The 21,279-nt window shown below is 67.6% G+C and carries 15 protein-coding genes and 3 rRNA genes; 7 read left to right on the top strand and 11 right to left on the bottom strand.

Features of this window, described 5'->3' with window-relative positions:
* Positions 1–20 precede the first annotated feature (20 nt).
* From BLW76_RS14160 to rrf, 5 genes are all read left to right on the top strand, one after another.
* Positions 21–1,490 carry an MFS transporter gene (locus BLW76_RS14160; RefSeq protein WP_091319382.1) on the top strand — a complete coding sequence of 490 codons (1,470 nt, stop codon included), beginning with the start codon at positions 21–23 and terminating at the stop codon, positions 1,488–1,490.
* Between the two features lie 422 nt (positions 1,491–1,912).
* Positions 1,913–3,094, top strand: a complete 1,182-nt coding sequence (locus BLW76_RS14165; RefSeq protein ID WP_091307131.1) for a low temperature requirement protein A — start codon at positions 1,913–1,915, stop codon at positions 3,092–3,094.
* 358 nt (positions 3,095–3,452) lie between these two features.
* Positions 3,453–4,971: ribosomal RNA gene (locus tag BLW76_RS14170) — 16S ribosomal RNA — on the top strand.
* A gap of 316 nt (positions 4,972–5,287) precedes the next feature.
* Positions 5,288–8,403: ribosomal RNA gene (locus BLW76_RS14175) — 23S ribosomal RNA — on the top strand.
* Positions 8,404–8,459: 56 nt separating this feature from the next.
* Positions 8,460–8,576 (top strand): 5S ribosomal RNA (rrf, locus tag BLW76_RS14180).
* The 16S, 23S and 5S rRNA genes sit together here, the layout of an rRNA operon.
* 516 nt (positions 8,577–9,092) lie before the next feature.
* On the opposite strand, the gene BLW76_RS14185 is transcribed toward rrf, so the two are convergent.
* The 6 genes from BLW76_RS14185 to BLW76_RS14210 all read right to left on the bottom strand — a co-directional run bounded on the left by BLW76_RS14185 (position 9,093) and on the right by BLW76_RS14210 (position 14,505).
* Positions 9,093–10,304, bottom strand: coding sequence for a L,D-transpeptidase (locus BLW76_RS14185; protein ID WP_208613290.1), 1,212 nt, complete (start codon positions 10,302–10,304; stop codon positions 9,093–9,095).
* Between the two features lie 103 nt (positions 10,305–10,407).
* A complete protein-coding gene (locus BLW76_RS14190; protein WP_091307133.1) occupies positions 10,408–11,277 on the bottom strand; it encodes a patatin-like phospholipase family protein in 870 nt (289 codons plus the stop codon).
* A gap of 17 nt (positions 11,278–11,294) precedes the next feature.
* Positions 11,295–11,942: a DedA family protein gene (locus BLW76_RS14195; RefSeq protein WP_091319386.1), complete on the bottom strand. Its 648-nt coding sequence runs from the start codon at positions 11,940–11,942 to the stop codon at positions 11,295–11,297.
* A gap of 45 nt (positions 11,943–11,987) precedes the next feature.
* Entirely contained in the window at positions 11,988–12,989 is a 1,002-nt protein-coding gene (gene lipA, locus BLW76_RS14200; protein WP_091307136.1) for a lipoyl synthase, read from the bottom strand.
* Between the two features lie 25 nt (positions 12,990–13,014).
* Positions 13,015–13,965 carry an oxidoreductase gene (locus BLW76_RS14205; RefSeq protein ID WP_091307138.1) on the bottom strand — a complete coding sequence of 317 codons (951 nt, stop codon included), beginning with the start codon at positions 13,963–13,965 and terminating at the stop codon, positions 13,015–13,017.
* Positions 13,966–13,983: 18 nt separating this feature from the next.
* Positions 13,984–14,505, bottom strand: coding sequence for a hypothetical protein (locus BLW76_RS14210; protein WP_091307140.1), 522 nt, complete (start codon positions 14,503–14,505; stop codon positions 13,984–13,986).
* 131 nt (positions 14,506–14,636) lie between these two features.
* On the opposite strand from BLW76_RS14210, the gene BLW76_RS14215 reads away from it, so the two are divergent.
* Together BLW76_RS14215 and BLW76_RS14220 are read left to right on the top strand one after the other, a co-directional pair.
* Entirely contained in the window at positions 14,637–15,248 is a 612-nt protein-coding gene (locus BLW76_RS14215; RefSeq protein WP_091307143.1) for a TetR/AcrR family transcriptional regulator, read from the top strand.
* Positions 15,249–15,252: 4 nt separating this feature from the next.
* A complete protein-coding gene (locus BLW76_RS14220) occupies positions 15,253–16,188 on the top strand; it encodes an LLM class F420-dependent oxidoreductase (protein WP_091307145.1) in 936 nt (311 codons plus the stop codon).
* Between the two features lie 88 nt (positions 16,189–16,276).
* Here the strand turns inward: BLW76_RS14220 and lipB are convergent, their stop codons facing one another.
* The 5 genes from lipB to sucB form a co-directional block, all read right to left on the bottom strand.
* Positions 16,277–17,017 (bottom strand): lipoyl(octanoyl) transferase LipB, encoded by a 741-nt coding sequence (lipB, locus tag BLW76_RS14225; protein WP_091307148.1) that lies wholly within the window; start codon positions 17,015–17,017, stop codon positions 16,277–16,279.
* On the bottom strand, positions 17,014–17,637 hold the full coding sequence (locus tag BLW76_RS14230) for a phosphatase PAP2 family protein (protein ID WP_091307150.1): 624 nt from the start codon (positions 17,635–17,637) through the stop codon (positions 17,014–17,016). The genes lipB and BLW76_RS14230 overlap by 4 nt, the downstream gene beginning before the upstream one ends.
* On the bottom strand, positions 17,634–18,509 hold the full coding sequence (locus BLW76_RS14235; protein ID WP_091307152.1) for a TIGR01777 family oxidoreductase: 876 nt from the start codon (positions 18,507–18,509) through the stop codon (positions 17,634–17,636). Before BLW76_RS14235 ends, BLW76_RS14230 begins: the two co-directional genes overlap by 4 nt.
* 17 nt (positions 18,510–18,526) lie before the next feature.
* Positions 18,527–19,438 carry a serine hydrolase gene (locus BLW76_RS14240; protein ID WP_091307154.1) on the bottom strand — a complete coding sequence of 304 codons (912 nt, stop codon included), beginning with the start codon at positions 19,436–19,438 and terminating at the stop codon, positions 18,527–18,529.
* A gap of 65 nt (positions 19,439–19,503) precedes the next feature.
* The gene (sucB, locus tag BLW76_RS14245; protein ID WP_091307157.1) at positions 19,504–21,258 is read right to left on the bottom strand and encodes a 2-oxoglutarate dehydrogenase, E2 component, dihydrolipoamide succinyltransferase; all 1,755 of its coding nucleotides are present in this window, start codon (positions 21,256–21,258) and stop codon (positions 19,504–19,506) included.
* Positions 21,259–21,279: the final 21 nt, after the last annotated feature.

Raw genomic sequence — 21,279 nt, forward strand, 5'->3', positions numbered from 1 at the left:
TTCGTGTTTTGCTGGACACGATGACGTACGAACCGGATCCCCGCCGCTGGAAAGCGCTTGCCGTCTCGCTCACGGCCGGGTTCATGGGCCTGCTCGACGTCAGCATCGTCAACGTCGCCCTGCCCTCGATGCAGGCCGGCCTGCACGCGAGCAGCGGCGGGATCCGCTGGGTCGTCTCCGGCTACGCGCTGGCGTTCGGGCTGGTCCTCGTCACCGGCGGCCGGCTCGGGGACGCGTTCGGCCGCCGGACCATGTTCCTCGGCGCCCTCGCCGCCTTCGTCCTCACGAGCGCGCTGGCCGGCGCGGCCCCGAACGAGACGACGCTGGTGCTCGCCCGGCTCGCCCAGGGCGTGGCGGCCGGCATGCTCACGCCGCAGAACACCGGCCTGATCCAGGACCTCTTCCGCGGCGCCGAGCGCGGCCGCGCGTTCGGCATGTTCGGCGCGGTGGTCGGCATTTCGACGGCGGTCGGCCCCATCCTCGGCGGCGCCATCATCGCGGTCTTCGGCGCCGAGGACGGCTGGCGCTGGGTGTTCTACGTCAACGTCCCGATCGGCGTCCTCGCGTTCGCCCTCGCGCTGCGGCTGCTGCCGCGCAGCGAGAAGAAGCAGCTCAAGATCTCCTCGGAGATCGACTTCGTCGGCATCGTGCTGCTCGCCGTCGCCGTCCTCGGCGTGCTGCTCCCGGTCGTCGACGCCGACTCCGGCGGCCTCACCCGGCTGTGGTGGCTGTTCCCGGTCGCGGTCGTCTTCGGGGTCGTGTTCGTGCGCTGGGAGCGCTCGGTGGTCCGGCGCGGCCGGTCGCCGCTGCTCGACACGCGGCTGTTCACCGGCACGCCCGGCTACGCCACCGGCGCGGCGGTCGGGGCGCTCTACTTCTGCGGGTTCGCCGGGATCTGGCTGGTCTTCGCGATGTACTTCCAGCAGGGCCTCGGCTACTCGCCCCTGCAGTCCGGTCTGTCGGTGACGCCGTTCGCGCTCGGCTCGGCGGTGTCCGCGGCCGTCGCCGGCCGGCTCGTGCCGCGGTTCGGACGGCGGCTCACCGTCACCGGGCTGGGCATGGTCGCCGCCGGCCTGCTGGCCGTCGCGCTGCTGGCCGAGGTCGTCCCGCCCGCGGCGTCCGGCTGGGCGTTCGCGCTGCCGCTGGTGTTCGCGGGCGTCGGCGGCGGCATGGTGATCTCGCCGAACACGACGTTGACGCTCGAGTGCGTGCCGGTCCGGATGGCCGGCGTCGCGGGCGGCGCTTTGCAGACCGGCCAGCGGATCGGCACGGCGGTCGGCACCGTGGTGCTCGCGTCGGTGTTCGGTGCGGTCCTCGGCCGCGGCTACCCGGTCGCGCTCTCCGTCGCGCTCGGCTGTGCGGCTCTGCTGACCTGTGGCGCGCTCGCCCTGGCGGTCGCCGAGCTCCGCGCGCGCCGGCAGCGGGCGTCCGCGGAGGAGCGGGAAGCGCGGATGGCCGAGACGTCGGCCGCGGACGTCCACCGGAGCTGAGAGACTACTTTCCGCAGATTTGCGATGCTCCATCCGAGTGACGAGCACGGACAGACACTGGCGCTACGGAGAGCAACCGGGTAGATCTTATGGAGCCTTCACTGCGCGGCTTCGGCTACCGACAGTGGCAATCAGTCGGCCACCCGGGGATGGGGTGACCGGCTTGAGCGATCGAGGCGTCCGGAGTACGAGGGAATGGACACACTCGGTCACCTTCCGTCCAGTGGGTGTCGGCGTCCGCGGGGGACCGTCCGGCACTCGCGGAAGGGCTGCCCATCGGTGTCCGCCGGCGCGTGACGGCGGCGGGCGGGCCCGGGGGAGGGGGAACCGGGCCCGCCCGTCTTCTTCGTGTCGTGCTTCCACCCGGCTCGTGATCATGTTGGGATGACCGCGTCCCACAGGCATGAGCGCGGGGAGCCCTGATGACCGAGCAGCCGTCGCGGATCCGGGTCTGGCACCGGCCGATGCGTGCGCGTGACCGCGCCGAGCGCCACCGCGTCGCCACGCCGCTGGAACTGCTGTTCGACCTGTGTTTCGTCGTCGCCGTCGGCCAGGCCGCGGCCGCACTGCACCACGCGCTGGCCGAGGGGCACCCGGCACACGGCGTGACGTCGTTCGCGATGGTGTTCTTCGCGATCTGGTGGGGCTGGCTGAACTTCAGCTGGTTCGCCTCGGCGTTCGACACCGACGACGTCCCGTACCGGCTGGCCACGCTCGTGCAGATCGCCGGCGGGCTGACCATCGCGGCCGGGGTGTCGAGCGCGTTCGACGGCGACTTCCGCGTGATCGTGGTGGGGTACGTCCTGATGCGGTTGTCGCTGGTCGGGCAGTGGCTGCGGGCGGCGCGTTCGGCGCCGGAGGCCCGGCCCGCGGCCCTGCGGTTCGCGGCCGGGATCGCCGCCTGCCAGGTGCTGTGGATCCTCCGGCTGTTCCTGCCGGAGTCCGTGGGGGCCGTGACGTTCGTGGCCGTCGTGCTCTGCGAACTCGCGGTGCCGGTCGTCGCCGAGCGCAGCGCCCGGACGACGTGGCACCCGCACCACATCGCCGAGCGGTACGGCCTGTTCACGCTGATCGTGCTCGGCGAGACGATTCTGAGCGCGACGAACGCGATCAAGGAGGGCACGGCCGAACCCGGGCACCTGGGCGCGCTGATCTCGCTGGCCGCGGCCGCGCTCGTCCTGGTGTTCTCGATGTGGTGGCTGTACTTCGACCGGCCGGGCCACGCGCGGCTCGACCGCCGTCCGGGCATGTTCACGGCGATGAGCTGGGGCTACGGCCACTACCTGATCTTCGCCTCGGCGGCGGCCGTCGGCGCGGGGCTCGAGGTGGCGGTCGGGTACGACACGGGGACGCTGCACCTCGGCGGGGTGGCGGCGGCGCTGCCGACCACGATCCCGGTCGCGGTCTTCCTGCTGAGCGTGTGGCTGCTGCACATCGGCCCGACGAACGAGTGCCGCCCGATCGCCATCGGCTTCCCGGTGACGGCGGTGCTCGTCCTGGCGGCGTCGTTCACCCCGGCGCCCATCCACGTGGCCGCCGGGCTGGCGGCCGCTCTGGTCGTGCTAACGGTCGTCGCGACCCACGGCTCGCCGCGGCCGGCCTGAGCGCCTATCGGTGCAGGTCAGGGGCCTGGCGCGAAAAAAGGGACCCCCCTGTGCAAGGGGGTTTCGGGGGCATGTAAAGTTCTCCAAGTCGCCAGGGAAACCGAGCGGCCGCCGGGAACACGAACCAAGCTCCCACGATCGTGGTAGAGTGGGTGGTCCCGAACCAGGGTGGTATCCCTGGAACAAAGCTTGAAACAAAAGCCGAAGACCAAGGCGCTTCGCGGCGCGGCGGTCCGAAGTGTGTTGCTTGAGAACTCAACAGTGTGCTAGTGAACTAAGCCAGTAGAGCTTATATGAAACCCCCTCGTCGGGGTTTCCTTTGAGAGCATTACATTTGCCTCGATTGAATTCGAAGACATTGTTGGAGAGTTTGATCCTGGCTCAGGACGAACGCTGGCGGCGTGCTTAACACATGCAAGTCGAACGCTGAACCCACTTCGGTGGGGGATGAGTGGCGAACGGGTGAGTAACACGTGGGTAATCTGCCCTGCACTCTGGGATAAGCCTTGGAAACGAGGTCTAATACCGGATATCACCACATCAGGCATCTGAAGTGGTTGAAAGTTCTGGCGGTGCAGGATGAACCCGCGGCCTATCAGCTTGTTGGTGGGGTAGTGGCCTACCAAGGCGACGACGGGTAGCCGGCCTGAGAGGGTGACCGGCCACACTGGGACTGAGACACGGCCCAGACTCCTACGGGAGGCAGCAGTGGGGAATATTGCACAATGGGCGCAAGCCTGATGCAGCGACGCCGCGTGAGGGATGACGGCCTTCGGGTTGTAAACCTCTTTCGCCAGGGACGAAGCGCAAGTGACGGTACCTGGATAAGAAGCACCGGCTAACTACGTGCCAGCAGCCGCGGTAATACGTAGGGTGCGAGCGTTGTCCGGATTTATTGGGCGTAAAGAGCTCGTAGGCGGTTTGTCGCGTCGGCCGTGAAATCTCCACGCTTAACGTGGAGCGTGCGGTCGATACGGGCAGACTTGAGTTCGGTAGGGGAGACTGGAATTCCTGGTGTAGCGGTGAAATGCGCAGATATCAGGAGGAACACCGGTGGCGAAGGCGGGTCTCTGGGCCGATACTGACGCTGAGGAGCGAAAGCGTGGGGAGCGAACAGGATTAGATACCCTGGTAGTCCACGCTGTAAACGTTGGGCGCTAGGTGTGGGCGACATCCACGTTGTCCGTGCCGTAGCTAACGCATTAAGCGCCCCGCCTGGGGAGTACGGCCGCAAGGCTAAAACTCAAAGGAATTGACGGGGGCCCGCACAAGCGGCGGAGCATGTGGATTAATTCGATGCAACGCGAAGAACCTTACCTGGGCTTGACATGCGCCAGACATCCCCAGAGATGGGGCTTCCCTTGTGGTTGGTGTACAGGTGGTGCATGGCTGTCGTCAGCTCGTGTCGTGAGATGTTGGGTTAAGTCCCGCAACGAGCGCAACCCTTATCCTACGTTGCCAGCGCGTTATGGCGGGGACTCGTGGGAGACTGCCGGGGTCAACTCGGAGGAAGGTGGGGATGACGTCAAGTCATCATGCCCCTTATGTCCAGGGCTTCACACATGCTACAATGGCTGGTACAGAGGGCTGCGATACCGCGAGGTGGAGCGAATCCCTTAAAGCCGGTCTCAGTTCGGATCGCAGTCTGCAACTCGACTGCGTGAAGTCGGAGTCGCTAGTAATCGCAGATCAGCAACGCTGCGGTGAATACGTTCCCGGGCCTTGTACACACCGCCCGTCACGTCATGAAAGTCGGTAACACCCGAAGCCCATGGCCCAACCCTTCGGGGAGGGAGTGGTCGAAGGTGGGACTGGCGATTGGGACGAAGTCGTAACAAGGTAGCCGTACCGGAAGGTGCGGCTGGATCACCTCCTTTCTAAGGAGCACAACACATCCCGATCACCTCGGTGACCGGGAGTGGCCATCACTTAGGAACCGACTGTGTTCCTGCGATGGTTGCTCAAGGAATTGTGGAACTACTGGTTATGGCTCACCGCGGTTGTGACACCGCCGGCTAGTACTGCGGAGCTTGCTTCGCGTGGAACTCCGGTCGTGGAGCTGGGTGGTGGGTTGTTCACTGTGCACACTGTTGGGTCCTGAGGCAACACGCCTCAGGGCTTCGCGGCCCTGGAAACGGTGTTTGTTTCTGGTGTGGTGTTTGAGAACTGTAGAGTGGATGCGAGCATCTTTGTGGTCAAGTTGTTAAGGGCACATGGTGGATGTCTTGGCTTCAGGAGCCGATGAAGGACGTGGGAGGCTGCGATATGCCTCGGGGAGCTGTCAACCGAGCTGTGATCCGAGGATTTCCGAATGGGGAAACCCAGCACCAGTGATGTGGTGTTACCCGCACCTGAATATATAGGGTGTGTGGAGGGAACGCGGGGAAGTGAAACATCTCAGTACCCGCAGGAAGAGAAAACAACCGTGATTCCGTGAGTAGTGGCGAGCGAAAGCGGAAGAGGCTAAACCTTGCACATGTCAAGCTGTCAGGCGTTGTGTGCGTGGTGTTGTGGGACCCACCTTGAAGAGACTGACATTTCTTCGGGTTGTTGTGCTGGTTAGTGGAACCGCTTGGGATGGCGGGCCGGAGTGGGTGAGAGCCCCGTACGCGAAAACCAGTTGCAAGGATCTTGGTGGTGTTCCCGAGTAGCAGCGAGCTCGTGGAATTTGCTGTGAATCTGCCGGGACCACCCGGTAAGCCTAAATACTTCCTGAAGACCGATAGCGGACGAGTACCGTGAGGGAAAGATGAAAAGTACCCCGGGAGGGGAGTGAAAGAGTACCTGAAACCGTGTGCCTACAAGCCGTCAGAGCCTTTGGGTGATGGCGTGCCTTTTGAAGAATGAGCCTGCGAGTTAGTGCTGCGTGGCGAGGTTAACCCGTGTGGGGTAGCCGTAGCGAAAGCGAGTCTGAATAGGGCGATTGAGTCGCGTGGTCTAGACCCGAAGCGGAGTGATCTACCCATGGCCAGGGTGAAGCGACGGTAAGACGTCGTGGAGGCCCGAACCCACTTAGGTTGAAAACTGAGGGGATGAGCTGTGGGTAGGGGTGAAAGGCCAATCAAACTCCGTGATAGCTGGTTCTCCCCGAAATGCATTTAGGTGCAGCGTCACGTGTTTCTTGCCGGGGGTAGAGCTACTGGATGGTCTAGGGGCCTTACCGGGTTACCGAAATCAACCAAACTCCGAATACCGGTTAGTGAGAGCGTGGCAGTGAGACGGCGGGGGATAAGCTTCGTCGTCGAGAGGGAAACAGCCCAGAACACCAGCTAAGGCCCCTAAGTGTGTGCTCAGTGGGAAAGGATGTGGGATTGCCCAGACAACCAGGAGGTTGGCTTAGAAGCAGCCACCCTTGAAAGAGTGCGTAATAGCTCACTGGTCAAGTGGTCCTGCGCCGACAATGTAGCGGGGCTTAAGCACACCGCCGAAGCTGTGTCATTCATACATATACATCGGCTTCCGTCTTCGGATGGTTGTCTAGTGGTGTGGATGGGTAGGGGAGCGTCCTGCATCCAGGGAAGCGGCGGCGGAAGCCAGTCGTGGAGGGTGTGGGAGTGAGAATGCAGGCATGAGTAGCGAATGCAGAGTGAGAAACTCTGCCGCCGGATGACCAAGGGTTCCTGGGCCAGGCTAATCCGCCCAGGGTAAGTCGGGACCTAAGGCGAGGCCGACAGGCGTAGTCGATGGACAACGGGTTGATATTCCCGTACCCGAGCATGTGCGCCCATGACGAGGCGTTTGATACTAACCACCCAAAGCACATCCGCGAAGCCTTCGGGCCTAGTGGGTGTTGTGGAGCGTGGGACCTGATTTCGTAGTAGTCAAGCGATGGGGTGACGCAGGAAGGTAGCTCCGCCAGGCGATGGTTGTCCTGGTATAAGCGTGTAGGCCGGAACATAGGCAAATCCGTGTTCCATGAGGCTGAGACGTGATGTGTAGCCGTTTGAGGCGAAGTAGAGTGATCCTATGCTGCCGAGAAAAGCCTCTAGTGAGTGCATGCACGGCCCGTACCCCAAACCAACACAGGTGGTCAGGTAGAGAATACCAAGGCGATCGGGTGAACTGTGGTTAAGGAACTCGGCAAAATGCCCCCGTAACTTCGGGAGAAGGGGGGCCAAACATCCTGAAGCTTTTTACAGGCTAGGGGTGGGTGGCCGCAGAGACCAGCGGAAAGCGACTGTTTACTAAAAACACAGGTCCATGCGAAGTCGCAAGACGATGTATATGGACTGACGCCTGCCCGGTGCTGGAACGTTAAGAGGACCGGTTAGCCTTTCGGGGCGAAGCTGAGAATTTAAGCGCCAGTAAACGGCGGTGGTAACTATAACCATCCTAAGGTAGCGAAATTCCTTGTCGGGTAAGTTCCGACCTGCACGAATGGCGTAACGACTTTCCGGCTGTCTCAACCACAGGCCCGGCGAAATTGCACTACGAGTAAAGATGCTCGTTACGCGCGGCAGGACGGAAAGACCCCGGGACCTTTACTATAGTTTGGTATTGGTTTTCGGTTCGGCTTGTGTAGGATAGGTGGGAGACTGTGAAGCGGCAACGCTAGTTGTTGTGGAGTCGTTGTTGAAATACCACTCTGGTCGAATTGGGAATCTGAACCTCGGACCATGATCTGGTTCAGGGACAGTGCCTGATGGGTAGTTTAACTGGGGCGGTTGCCTCCTAAAGAGTAACGGAGGCGCCCAAAGGTTCCCTCAGCCTGGTTGGCAATCAGGTGTTGAGTGCAAGTGCACAAGGGAGCTTGACTGTGAGACAGACATGTCGAGCAGGGACGAAAGTCGGGACTAGTGATCCGGCACCTCCTGGTGGAAGGGGTGTCGCTCAACGGATAAAAGGTACCCCGGGGATAACAGGCTGATCTTGCCCAAGAGTCCATATCGACGGCATGGTTTGGCACCTCGATGTCGGCTCGTCGCATCCTGGGGCCGGAGTAGGTCCCAAGGGTTGGGCTGTTCGCCCATTAAAGCGGCACGCGAGCTGGGTTTAGAACGTCGTGAGACAGTTCGGTCCCTATCCGCCGCGCGCGTAGGATACTTGAGGAAGGCTGTCCCTAGTACGAGAGGACCGGGACGGACGAACCTCTGGTGTGCCAGTTGTTCTGCCAAGGGCATGGCTGGTTGGCCACGTTCGGAAGGGATAACCGCTGAAGGCATCTAAGCGGGAAGCCTGTTCCAAGATGAGGTATCCCACCCCATGTGGGTTAAGGCCCCCAACAGACCATTGGGTTGATAGGCCAGAAATGGAAGCACAGTAATGTGTTGTCGAGTTGACTGGTACTAATAGGCCGAGGACTTGCCTACGAAGATGTTACGCATCCACTCTACAGCTCTGAGACACCATGCGTGTTTCGTAGTGTTTCGGTGGTTATAGCGTCAGGGAAACGCCCGGTCCCATTCCGAACCCGGAAGCTAAGCCTGACAGCGCCGATGGTACTGCAACCGAAGGGTTGTGGGAGAGTAGGACACCGCCGAACTTAATTTGAAGGAAGGGCCCCGGTCGAGACGGAAACGTCTCCCGGGGCCTTTCTCCATTTCCCGCCCGGCCGCGTGTCGACCCCCCAATCACACGTGTCGACCCGGCAATCACGCGTGTCGACCCTCCAGACACGCCGGCCGCTCGGCCAGGTACCCGGAACTCGCGTGCGCAGCGAGGCATCTCGCGTGACTGGGAGGGCATCTCGCGTGATCAGCGGGGCATCACACGAGTTCCGGCCTCGATCACGCGGGATCCGCCTTCAATCACGCGAGATCCGGCCCGAGACACGCGAGATCCGGCCCGAGACACGCGAGTTCCGGCTCGGCTCACGCGAGTCACGGGCATCGGGCGAGCGGGCGAGCGCGGCCGGCGGTGTGAGGCCTTCCCCGTCACGCGTGATGCCCCGCCAGTCACGCGTGATGCCCTGAACCGCACGGGCGCGGCCCCACAGGGCAAGAGAAAGGGGGTCAGGAGCGGAGCTCCTGACCCCCGAAAAGGCCCCAAGGGAAGACAGCTACTCGATGGCCGACCCGGCCTGCCAGTCCGTCCAGGACTTGGACCAGTCGCCGTACAGGTCCCACACCGGCAGCTGCGGGCCGCCCGAGTTGGTGACCTCCACGACGTCGCCCAGGCCCATGTTCTGGAAGAACCACTGGGCGTTCGCGTCGTTCAGGTTGATGCACCCGTGCGACACGTTCGAACTGCCCTGCTGGCTGACGCTGTTCGGGTTCTCGTGGACGAACTCGCCGTCGTTCGAAATGCGCTCCGACCACTTCTCGTTGGACCGGTACGCCTTCGGGTCCGGCGGGCAGACTCCGTACGTGCAGGAATCCATCGTGTAGTTCGCCTGCTTGTCCGAAATCACGTGCGCGCCCAGGTGGGTCGGGGTCGCGTCCTTGCCCATCGAAATCGGCATCGACTTGACCATGGCGCCGTTGTGGAAGATCTGCATCTGCTCGCTGTTCCCGTCCGCCTTCGCGATCCAGGAATCGTGCACCTTGTACGTTTCCGTGCGGTCCTCCGCGCCGAACACCCCGCCGCCGAAATCGACGCCGTAGATCTTCGCCGTCACCTTCAGGGTCGTGCCGGCCTGCCAGTACTCCTTCGGGCGGTAGTGGACGTTCGAGTCGTCGATCCAGTACCAGCCGCCCTCCTGCTTCGGGGTGGACTCGACCGTCAGGGCCTTCTCGACCGCCGCCTTGTTCTTCACGGCGATCTTGCCGAAGCTGAACACGATCGGCTGGCCGACGCCGACGCCCGTGCTCGCCACCGCGGACGGTGCCGGGATCAGGTTGGCGTTCGCCTGCTTCTTCGGCGACAGCGTCGTGATCTGGTTGTCCTGCTCGACCGGCTTCCCGTTGGCGCCCTGGGCGTGCGCGACGATCTTGTACGTCGCCCCGTAGCCGAGGGGCTCGGTGGACGTCCAGCTCGACCCGTCGGCCGCCAGCTTGCCGGCGACCGTCTTCCCCTTGGCCGGGTTGGTCACCGTGACGTCGAGGAGTTTCCCGTTGGCCGCCTTGACGACGATCGGCGTTGCCGGGTTCACCGCCGAGCCGCCCGCGGGATCGAACGTCACCGCGACCGGGGTGTCGGACGCCGAGGCCGGCCCCGACGACAGTGCCCCGCCGGCGGGCGAACCGCCGTCGTCACCGGACGAACAGGCGGAAAGCAGCAGTGCCCCGGCAAGGATTCCGGCCACCGAAAGTAAAATCTTCTTGGGGAGCATATTGTCTCTTTTTGGGAATCGGGATCGGCGGGCATTCGTCATCAAAACTACGCGATAGCGATGACGTTCTTGCCGGCGGATGGGTGCATCGGCGTGACGTGGATCACGTGATGACGAGGCCCGGTGCGCCGTACAGTCCGGGCCCGTTCACGGAAAGCGCGCCGAGGTACTCGCGCGCCGCCGTGTACGCCTCTTCCGCCAGTGCTTCCGTGTGCCCGAAATCCAGGGGGTTCACGCGTACCGGAGCGGGCCCCGGCAGGTACAGCACCGGGACCGACGCGGCCGCCACCGGCGCTTCCAGTACCGCCTGGTTCCGCATGCTGATCATCGCGGTGAACATCATCACCTCGGCGAACGTCCGCGGCGCGTCCGGCAGCTTCCCGGGGAACGCGCAGTCGAGCACCACCAGGGACTTCGCCCCCATGGCGAGGGCCTGCCGCATCGGCACGTTCGCGACGAGCCCGCCGTCGTACAGCAGCTTCCCGTCGTGCTCCACCGGCGGGAAGATGCCGGGGATCGCGCAGCTCGCCAGCAGCGGCTCCAGCAGGCGCCCGGAGCGGATCAGCAGCGGCTCGGCCGTGTCGACCTGCGTCGTGACGACGCCGAGCGGCAGCGCCAGGTCCTCGAAGCGGGTGTCGGCACCCAGGTGGTCGGCGATGATGCCGGCGAGGCCGGTGTTGGGGAACAGGTGCGTCTTGCTCTGCGTCAGCGTCCGGACGCGGCTCAGCACGCCGCCCGGGAACGCCTCGGCGCGCGTCATGTGCGCCCAGATGTCGTGCAGCCGCGCGAGCGCGTCGGTGCCGGAGCGGGCGAGCACGGCGGCGTTGAGCGAACCGACCGACGTGCCGGTCACGACGTCCGGGGTGAGCCCGGCCTCGGTCAGGGCGCGCAGCATGCCGACCTGCATGGCGCCGAGACTGCCGCCCCCGCCGAGGACGAACCCGACCGGCCGGGGAAGATCCGCGAGACTCATACCGCCGAATGTAGTACTCAGGGCACGCGTTCGGTCTCCCGCTCGGGCGTGGCGAGCGCCTTGCGCTTCTTCAGCCGCAGCAGGAAGAACACGGCGACCCCGGCGAGCACGGCCACCACGATCAGGCCGCCCGTGTTCAGGGCGCCCTCGATGCGTTTGGCGGCTTCGCCCAGCGCCGCGCCGATGCTGATGTGGACCAGTGACCAGCAGAACGCGCCCGCCGCGGCGGCGGGCAGGAACTTGCGGAAGGGCAGTCCGGACGTGCCCGCGGCCGCCGGCGTCAGGGTGCGGATCACCGGCAGGAAGCGGGCGAAGAACACCGCCCAGGCACCGCGGCGTTCGAGGACGCCGGTGGCCTTGTCCCAGGCTTCCAGGCCGTACTTGCGGATCAGCTTCGTGTCACGCAGCCGCGGCCCGAAGCGGCGGCCGATGACGTAGCCGAGCGCGTCGCCCGCCGTGGCGCACAGGGTGACGACCAGCCACAGGACCAGGAACCGCGGGACGGTGTTCGCCGTGGTCGCGGCCACGAGCAGGCCGGATTCGCCGGGGGCGATGAAGCCCAGCCCGATCGTGCACTCGGCGAACACCAGGCCGCCGGTCGCGGCGACGAGCCCCGGTTCCGGGAGTCCTTGCAGCCAGTTGAGGAGGTCCGAAACCAGGGCCATGTCACCCACTTTACTGATCCTTTAAGGATGGTGGGGTGACATGGATCACCTTGCGAGGAGCGACGCGGCTTCCTGGGCCGCGGGCCCTTCGGCTGCGAGGTGCTGCAGGTTCTCGGGCAGAACCTCGCCGCGGTGGGCCTTGGTCTGGGCGTAGAGGCGCCCGGCGCGGTACGACGAACGCACCAGCGGCCCGGCCATCACACCCGCGAAGCCCATCGCCTCCGCAGCCTGAGAGTGCTCGACGAACTCCTCCGGCTTGACCCAGCGGTCCACCGGGTGGTGCCGCGGAGACGGACGCAGGTACTGCGTGATCGTCAGGATCTCGCACCCGGCGTCCACCAGGTCCTGCATCGCCGGCGCCACCTCGTCCGGGGTTTCGCCCATCCCGAGGATCAGATTGGACTTCGTCACCAGACCGGCCTCACGCGCGGCCGTGATGACTTCCAGCGATCGAGCGTAGCGGAATCCCGGGCGAATGCGCTTGAAAATCCGCGGAACTGTTTCCACGTTGTGCGCAAGCACCTCAGGCCGCGACCCGAAAACCTCCGCCAGCTGCGCAGGATCCGCATTGAAATCCGGAATCAGCAATTCGACGCCCGTACCGGGGTTCAACGCGTGGATCTGCCGCACGGTTTCCGCGTACAGCCACGCGCCACCATCGGGAAGGTCATCCCGCGCAACACCGGTCACCGTCGAATAGCGCAGCCCCATGGCCTGCGCGGACTCCGCGACCTTCCGCGGCTCCGACGTGTCCAACGCCGCCGGCTTCCCCGTGTCGATCTGGCAGAAGTCACACCGGCGCGTGCACTGGTCCCCACCGATCAGGAACGTGGCCTCACGGTCTTCCCAGCACTCGTAGATGTTGGGACAACCAGCCTCTTCACAGACCGTGTGCAGACCCTCGCGACGAACCAGACCCTTGAGCTCGGTGAACTCCGGCCCCATCCGCACCCGCGTCTTGATCCACGACGGCTTCTTCTCGATCGGCGTCTCACTGTTGCGAACCTCGAGACGCAGCAGCTTCCGGCCTTCAGGCGCAGCACTCACGTCTTCAACCGTACGCCCGTCCGGGCTAAGCGGGATCCGGGGTGACGCCGGTCAGCTTCGCGGTGACGTCCCACAGCCCGGCCCCCAGCGACGCGCTGCGCGCGGCGGACAGGGGGCGCCCCTTGACCGGGTTGCCGCGCACGCCGCCGAGGCTGCCCGGGACGATGTAGTCGCCGCCTTCGACGCCGTCCGCCGTCGCCGCGTAGAGCTGGGGGAGCGCGCCCTTGCGGACGTTCTGCGCGAACAGTGTCTCGCCGATCTTGTGGCCGCCGGCAATGACCGAGCGGACGACCGGGTTGGTGTACGAGCGCGCCATGCCGCTGCCGAGGCCGGTCGCGGTGTACCCGGGGTGGGCGGCGACGCTGATCACGTCTTCGCCGGCCGCGCGCAGCCGCCGGTCGAGCTCGAGGGCGAACACCTGGTTCGCCAGCTTCGACTGCCCGTACGCGGTCGCCGGGTTGTAGCGGCGGTGCTCGGCGTTGGGGTCTTCGAGGTCGATCCGCGCGCCGGTGGCGGCGAGGCTCGACAGCGCGACGACGCGGGCGTTGCGGCCGCCGCGCAGGGCGGGCAGCAGCAGCCAGGTCAGCGCCGCGTGCCCGAGGTGGTTGGTGCCGAACTGCAGCTCGAACCCGTCGGCCGTGCGGCCGCGGGCGGTCGCCATCACGCCGGCGTTGTTGACGAGCACGTCGAGGGTGTCGCCGGTGCGTTCCCGCACCGCCGCGGCGGCCGCGCGCACCGACGCGAGCTCGCTCAGGTCCAGTGGGACGAGCTCGGGTTCGGCGCCCGCGGCGGCCGCTTTCACGGTCTCGAGTGCCTTGGCGCCGCGTTCGGCGGAGCGGCAGGCGAGGAGCACGCGGGCCCCCTTGCCCGCGAGCACCTGTGACGTGCGCAGGCCGAGCCCGGAGTTCGCTCCGGTGACCAGGACGGTCCGGCCGCTCTGGTCGGGGATGTCCGCTTCGGTCCAGCGCTGTGTCATGCGCTTACTTAACTCTGTTTACGCACTCGGCGCGAGCAACCGGCGCAGGTGTCCCATGACCGGACGGCGGCGGGTGGCCTCCGAGCGGTTCGCACGCAGGAGCGCTTCGAACGCGCGACCCACCTTGACGATCTCTTCGGCCGGTTCGCGCGGGTCGGCCAGCCCGGCCGTGACGGCGAGCATCCGCAGCTCGCCCTCGTGCATCCGGCGCAGCGTCGCGTGGCGCTCGTAGGCGCCGTCGAGGACCGCGCGCAGGTCGGTGTGCTCGGCGACGGCGGCGCGCCAGGCGCGGGTGACGGCGTCGACGTGGTCGCCGAGGCCGTCGGCGTCGTCCGGGTCGGCGACCTCGGAGCGCAGGCGGCCGCTCAGCGTGCGCGTCCACTGGTACTGCAGGGCGGTGAGGACGTTTTCTTCGGTGCCGAAGTGCTCTTCGGCACCGGGCACCTCCTCGAGCGGCAGCGGCTCGCCCGGGTTCCGGGCGGCCAGGCGGACGGTCGCTTCGAGGATTTCCTGACGTCGGTAGAAGTCGGTCCAGCTCATCGTGTGGCTCCCCTTCCGTGGCCCGGGTCATACCGCGGGTCTGCGGCATACTCCCGGTACGGACCTGACGCGCCGAACATACCATGAGTATGGAGAGCTGCTCCGGGCGTAAAGTTGTGAAGGTGGCGACAATGAGGTCCAGACGACTCGACTACTCCGAGTCGACCCGGTCCGCGCTGGTCGACAGCGCGGTCGAACTGTTCACCAAGCGGGGGTACGCGGGAACCTCGCTCGACGAAATCGCCAAACGCGCCCGGGTGACCAAGGGCGCGCTGTACCACCACTTCAGCGGTAAGCAGGCGCTGTTCGAAGCGGCGTTCGAGCAGGTGGAGAGCCTCGTCTACGACCGGCTCGACAAGATCATGACCGGCGGCGGCACGCCGTGGGAGCGCGCGCTCGCCGCGCTCAACGCGTTCTTCCGCGCCTGCCTCGACCCCGCCTACCAGCGGATCGCCATCCACGAGGCGCCGGTCGTGATGGGCTGGGAGCGCTGGCGCGAGGCCGAGGAGCGGTGCAGCTTCGGGCTCGTGCGGTCCGGCCTGCAGGCGCTGATCGACGCGGGCGAGGTCGAGCCGGTGCCGGTCGAGGTCACTGCGCGGCTGCTGTTCGGCGCGCTGTCGAGCGCGGCGACCGAAATCGCCGGTTCGCCCGATCCGAGGAAGGTCGGCGCGGAGATCGAGGACGTGATCGTCCGCATGCTGGTACGGCTGCGGCGCACGGAGCCCGACGTCTCTATAGGCTGATCTCGTGGACTTGAGGATCTTCACCGAGCCCCAGCAGGGGGCCAGCTACGACGATTTGCTGCGCGTCGCCAAGGCGACCGAAGCCGCCGGGTACGACGCGTTCTTCCGCAGCGACCACTACCTGAAGATGGGCTCGGCCGACGGCCTGCCCGGCCCGACCGACGCGTGGATCACCCTCGCCGGTCTGGCCCGCGAGACCAGCCGGATCCGGCTGGGCACGCTCGTCACCGCGGCGACGTTCCGGCACCCGGGACCGCTGGCCATTTCGGTGGCGCAGGTCGACCAGATGTCCGGCGGCCGCGTGGAGTTCGGCCTCGGCGCGGGCTGGTACGACGCCGAGCACGAGGCGTACGGCCTGACGCTGCCGCCGCTGAAGGAGCGCTTCGACCGCTACGCCGAGCAGCTCGAGATCATCACCGGGCTGTGGAAGACGCCGGCGGGTTCGACGTACTCGTTCGACGGCCAGTACTACAAGCTGTCCGAGTCGCCGGCGTTGCCGAAGCCGGCCCAGTCCCCGGCCCCGCCGGTGATCATCGGCGGCGGCGGCAAGAAGCGCACCCCGGCGCTGGCGGCGCGGTTCGCGGACGAGTTCAACCTGCCGTTCACCGACACCGAGACGGCGGCGGCGCAGTTCGCCCGCGTCGAGGCCGCGGCGGCGGAGATCGGGCGCGACCCGAAGGAGATCCTGCGGTCGGTGGCACTGGTGATCGGGGTCGGCCGGTCCGACGCGGAGGTCGCTCAGCGGGCTTCGGTGATCGGGCGGGACGTCGACGAGCTGAAGGCCAACGGGCTGGCCGGGTCGCCGGCGGAGGTCGTCGACCGGATCGGGCAGTGGCGGGAGAAGACCGGGATCACGCGGGTCTACCTGCAGCTGCTGGACCTTTCGGACCTGGACCAGCTCGAGCTGGTGGCCGCCGAGGTGGCGCCGCAGCTGGACTAGCGCCCCAATGTGGCGTTCGGTGCGTCCAACGCACCGAACGCCACATTGGGTGCGTTGGACGCAACCAACGCCACATTGGGGCGCTTGGTCAGTTCTGGAGGGCGAACGTGACGCCCGCCGCCTTGGGGGTCTCCGGGCGGGGCAGCCAGCGGTCCTCGCTGACCGGGAGTTCGCCTTCGAGGGCCGCCAGGACCGCGTCGCGGGCCAGGGGCAGCGCCGCCTCCACCGTCACCTCGCGCTGGAGCTCGTACGACAGGGACGTCACGCCCGCGTCGCGGATTCCGCAGGGCACGATGTTGTCGAACGCCGAGAGGTCCGCGTTGCAGTTGAGCTCGAAGCCGTGCATCGTCACGCCGCGCTGGACGCGGATGCCGATGGCCGCGATCTTGCGCTCGATTCCGCGCTCGTCCGCCGGGATCCAGACGCCGCTGCGGCCCTCGACGCGGCCGCTCGTCACGCCGAGCTGGTCGCACACGTGGATCAGCGCCTCCTCCAGGCGCCGCACGTAGTGGACCACGTCGATCGGGTCGGCGAGCTTCACGATCGGGTAGCCGACAAGCTGGCCCGGGCCGTGCCAGGTGATCTTGCCGCCGCGGTCGACGTCGATCACCGGGGTTCCGTCCGTCGGCCGGTCGGCCGGCTCGGTGCGCTTGCCCGCCGTGTACACCGACGGGTGCTGCAGCAGGAGCATCGTGTCCGGGGCGGTGCCGTCCGCCCGGGCCGTCAGGAAACCGCGCTGGAGCTCCCAGGCCTCGGTGTAGTCGATCGTGCCGATCTCGCGGACGTCGACGGGCTCGGTGCTGGCGCGGCAGGTGCGGGAAGAACTCACCCGTCGAGGCTACGCCCGTCACCCGGCGGAAGCAGCCGCAAGGCGCACGCTGAGAGCAGCCCGACACCGGTCACCGCCAGCACTGCGCCGATCGTGTCCGTGACCCAGTGCACGCCGAGCACGACACGGCAGGCCGCCGACAGCACCACCGCCACCGCGACCGCCGCCGCCACGCGGCGAAGCAGCCGCGGCCACAGCCACGCGCACAGCAGCAACAGGACGAACCCCGTGCTCGCCACCGACACCACGTGCCCGCTCGGGTAACTCAGGTCCGGGTAGTCGCGCGGCCGCTCGCGCAGGAAAACCGGCTTGGCCAGCAGGCTCGTCAGCCGGCACAGCACGAGCACGACGGCGAGCCGGACGCACAACCCCCGACGATCCCGGTGCCGCAGCGCCAGGGCCAGCAGCGCCATGCCGAGCACGTACGGCAGCACCGGGCCGAGGATGTCGCTGCCGATCTCCGCCACCTGCCCGAGCGGCTGCGTGTAGACGCCGTGCAGGGCGTTCGCCACCTGGGCGTCGAGGGTCATCGGCTGCCGCGCGACGCCGAGCCCGAGCGCGACGAACGCCGCCGCCAGCGCGAAGCCGACGACGAGCCAGCGCTTGAGCGGGACCGTCATGCCGCCGCGAGCGCGCTGTCCACGGTCGGGTGACGGAACGCGTAGCCGGACCGCTCCAGCACGGCCGGGACCGCGCGCTGCCCGAACAGCGCCATCTCCTCGCCGGCCTGGCCGAGCACGGCCTTGAGCGCGACCCCGGGCACCCACCACGGCGCGGGCCGGTGCAGCGCGCGGCCGACCGCGCGGGTGAACTCGGCGTTCGTCACCGGCGCCGGGCCGGTCAGGTTCACCGGCCCCGAGACGTCGTCGTGGGTCAGGACGTGGACGATCGCGCCCACCTCGTCCTCCAGGGCGATCCACGGCATGTACTGGCGGCCGTCGCCGAGCCGGCCGCCCAGGCACAGGGCGAACAGCGGGCGCAGCGTGCCGTACAGCCCGCCCTTCCTCGACAGGACCAGCCCGGTCCGGATCTTCACGACCCGCGCGTCCCCGGCACCCGCCGTCGCCGCTTCCCACCCTTCGCACAGCGAAGCGAGGAAGCCGCCGCCACGCGGCGCGGACTCGTCCACAGTGGACGCACCGGTGTTCCCGTAGTACCCGACGGCGGAGGCGTTGACGAGCACGCCGACGCCGTGTTCGGCCACGGCTTCGGCGAGCACCTCGGTCGGCTCGACCCGGCTGTCGACGAGCTGCTGCTTGCGCATCGCGCTCCACCGGCCGGGGAACAGCGGCCGGCCACCGAGGTTGACGACCGCGTCCACGCCCTCGAAGGCGCCGTTCGCGATGGTGCCCGACGGTGGGTCCCAGCGGAATTCGCCGCCCGCGCGGGCTTCCCGCCGCACCAGGCGACGGACCTCGTGGCCCTCGCGCCGCAGGCGTTCGCCCAGCGCCGACCCGATCAAGCCGCTCGCTCCGGCGATCAGTACTCGCATGCTTCGATCGTGGCCCATCAGGGTTCGAGGCGCACGCCCAGGTCCCGCGCGAAAGCGGGCAGATCGGAGAGGATCGCCACACCGAACGCGGCGAGCGGAACGTCCGGGAAGCCCGTGCCGGTGTAGCACATGGCGAGGGTCGCGCCGCCGATGGACAGGCCGAACGCCCGGTTGCCCGGCAGGACGCCGCCCTTGAACAGCACCGGTTCGCCCTCGTACCGCGCGCCGGAGCCCAGCTTCCGGCGCGCGAGCCCGGCGGCGGCGGTGTCGGCGGTGGCGAGGTGGCGGTGGAAGGCGAACAGCTCCGCGGCGGTGCCCCGGGCCGTCCCCCGCGTCCACGCCCGTTCCGCTTGCTCGGAGATCGGCTCGCCCCGCACCCGGTCGAGGACTTCCCGCCGGAACGCGGGGTCCCCGGTGAAGCGCTCGGTGAGATCCGTTTCGCCGGGGAAGTACGAGCGCAGGGTTTCGCCGCAGAACCAGCGCAGATCCGCGCCGGGCCAGCCGCCGCCCGCCGCCGCGACACGCAGGGCGTCGTCGCCGAGCCGGGCCCGCAGGTAGTCCGGCGCCGCGTTGTCGCTCTCGGAGATCATCGCCGTGGCGATCGCGTCGAGCGGCACGGTCCGCCCGGGATCGTGGGCGACGCCGAACTCGTCGCAGCCGACACCGAGCGCGGTCAGGGCCCGCCGGTGTGCGCCGGCGCCGCGCGGGCCGTCGCCTTCGAAGGGGTGGAACGCGTCCCAGTCGCCGACCCGGACCGGTTCCGCCGGGTCGAGCCCGCCCTCGGCGACGGCCGTCGTGTAGGCGAGCAGGTGGACGACCTTGACCGTCGAGGCCAGCACGCGCGGCACGTCCGCGTGGTGCGCCAGGTGGTGCCGTCCGTCGTCCGCGACGATCGAGACGTCGTCAGGGTGCTCCGCGAACCAGGTCATCGCGCCTCCTCCGGATACGGCGAAGGCCGCCACGGTATCCCGTGGCGGCCTTCGCCGGGGGTGCCTCAGAGGCCGAGTTCGCCCTCGAAGTTGCCCTCTTCCAGACGCTGCTTGATCGTCGTGAGGAAGCGGCCCGCGTCGGCCCCGTCCACCAGGCGGTGGTCGTAGGTCAGCGGCAGGTACGCCATCGAGCGGATCGCGATGGTGTCGTTGCCGTCGGCGTCCGCGATGACCACCGGGCGCTTGACGACCGCGCCGGTACCGAGGATGCCCGACTGCGGCTGCACGATGATCGGCGTGTCGAACAGCGCGCCGACGCTGCCGATGTTCGTGATCGAGAACGTGCCGCCCGACAGCTCGTCCGGCTTGATCTGGCCCGACCGCGCGCGGCCCGCCAGGTCGGCGATCCGGTGCGCGAGCCCGGCCAGGCTCAGCTCGCCGGCGTCGTGGATCACGACCGAGAGCAGCCCGCGCTCGGTGTCCACCGCGATGCCCAGGTGCACGGCGCCGTGGTAGGTGATCTCCTTCGTGTCCTCGTTGTAGGACGCGTTGACGTTCGGGTGCTGCTTGAGCGCCTCGACCGTGGCCTTCGCGAAGAACGGCAGGAACGTCAGGTTGACGCCCTCGCGCTCCTTGAAAGCCGCCTTCGCGCGCTGGCGCAGCTTGGCGATCTTCGTGACGTCGACTTCCTGGACCTGCGTGAGCTGCGCGGCGATCTGCAGCGACTCGCGGGTCTTGGTGGCCGTGATCTGGCGGATCCGGCTGGCCTTCTGGACCGTGCCGCGCAGCGCGGCGAGCTCCGGCGACACCGGGGCCGCGGGCCGCGCGGCCGGCGCCGACGGGGCAGCGGCCGGAGCGGCGGCGGGCGCGGGCGCCTGCTGCTTCTGCTTCTCCTCGGCCGCGGCCAGGACGTCCTGCTTGCGGATCCGGCCGCCGACGCCGCTGCCGGTCAGCGACGCGAGGTCGATGCCGTGCTCGGCCGCGAGCTTGCGGACCAGCGGCGTGACGTACGGGCCGTCCGCCGAGCCGTCCTTCGCCGCGGCGGCCGGGGCCGCCTGCGTGGCGGCCGCCGCCGGGGCGGCCTGCGGCTTCGGTTCCGGCTTGGGCTCGGGCTTGGTCTCCTGGACCGGCTCGGGCTTCGGCTCCGGCTTGGGTTCCGGCTTCGGCTCGGGCTTGGGCTCCGGCTTGGCCTCGGCCTTCGGCGCCGCGTTCGCGTCACCGATCACGGCCAGGACCCCGCCGACCTCGACGGTCTCGTCCTCGCCCGCGCGGATCTCCAGCACCGTGCCGGCCACCGGCGACGGCACCTCGGTGTCGACCTTGTCGGTGGAGATTTCGAGCAGCGGCTCGTCGACCTCGACCGAGTCGCCGACCGCCTTGAGCCAGCGCGTGACGGTGCCTTCGGTGACGCTCTCGCCCAGCTCGGGCAGCTTCACCTCGGTGCCTTCGCCGCCCGACGCCGGCGCGGTGTCCGGCTTGCTCGGGGCCTCGTCGGCGGCCTGCGGCTCCGGCTGCGAAGGCTCCGGCTCGGACTTCTGCTCTTCCTGCGCCGGGGCGGCCGAGGACTCCGGCACGCCGCCGGTGCCGTCGTCGATGACGGCGAGCTCGCCGCCGACCTCGACGGTCTCGTCCTCCTGGGCGCTGATCTTCACGACCGTGCCCGCCACCGGGGAGGGCACCTCGGTGTCGACCTTGTCGGTCGAGATCTCGAGCAACGGCTCGTCGACCTCGACGGTGTCGCCCTCCTGCTTAAGCCACCGGGTGACGGTGCCTTCGGTGACGCTCTCCCCGAGCTCCGGCAATGTGACGGAGTAGGCCATCGTTCGCTGACTCCTCTTCCA

Origin of the sequence: Amycolatopsis tolypomycina (genome assembly GCF_900105945.1) — a bacterium.
GTDB lineage: Bacteria > Actinomycetota > Actinomycetes > Mycobacteriales > Pseudonocardiaceae > Amycolatopsis > Amycolatopsis tolypomycina.

Excerpts from the sequence above, each read along its gene's own strand:
- BLW76_RS14230 (WP_091307150.1), bottom strand. The coding sequence starts at position 17,637 with ATGACGGTCCCGCTCAAGCGCTGGCTCGTCGTCGGCTTCGCGCTGGCG.
- BLW76_RS14195 (WP_091319386.1), bottom strand. The coding sequence starts at position 11,942 with ATGGCCCTGGTTTCGGACCTCCTCAACTGGCTGCAAGGACTCCCGGAA.
- sucB (WP_091307157.1), bottom strand. The coding sequence starts at position 21,258 with ATGGCCTACTCCGTCACATTGCCGGAGCTCGGGGAGAGCGTCACCGAA.
- BLW76_RS14185 (WP_208613290.1), bottom strand. The coding sequence starts at position 10,304 with ATGCTCCCCAAGAAGATTTTACTTTCGGTGGCCGGAATCCTTGCCGGG.
- BLW76_RS14240 (WP_091307154.1), bottom strand. The coding sequence starts at position 19,438 with ATGACCTGGTTCGCGGAGCACCCTGACGACGTCTCGATCGTCGCGGAC.
- BLW76_RS14205 (WP_091307138.1), bottom strand. The coding sequence starts at position 13,965 with ATGACACAGCGCTGGACCGAAGCGGACATCCCCGACCAGAGCGGCCGG.
- BLW76_RS14210 (WP_091307140.1), bottom strand. The coding sequence starts at position 14,505 with ATGAGCTGGACCGACTTCTACCGACGTCAGGAAATCCTCGAAGCGACC.
- BLW76_RS14190 (WP_091307133.1), bottom strand. The coding sequence starts at position 11,277 with ATGAGTCTCGCGGATCTTCCCCGGCCGGTCGGGTTCGTCCTCGGCGGG.
- BLW76_RS14160 (WP_091319382.1), top strand. The coding sequence starts at position 21 with ATGACGTACGAACCGGATCCCCGCCGCTGGAAAGCGCTTGCCGTCTCG.
- BLW76_RS14215 (WP_091307143.1), top strand. The coding sequence starts at position 14,637 with ATGAGGTCCAGACGACTCGACTACTCCGAGTCGACCCGGTCCGCGCTG.
- BLW76_RS14235 (WP_091307152.1), bottom strand. The coding sequence starts at position 18,509 with ATGCGAGTACTGATCGCCGGAGCGAGCGGCTTGATCGGGTCGGCGCTG.
- BLW76_RS14165 (WP_091307131.1), top strand. The coding sequence starts at position 1,913 with ATGACCGAGCAGCCGTCGCGGATCCGGGTCTGGCACCGGCCGATGCGT.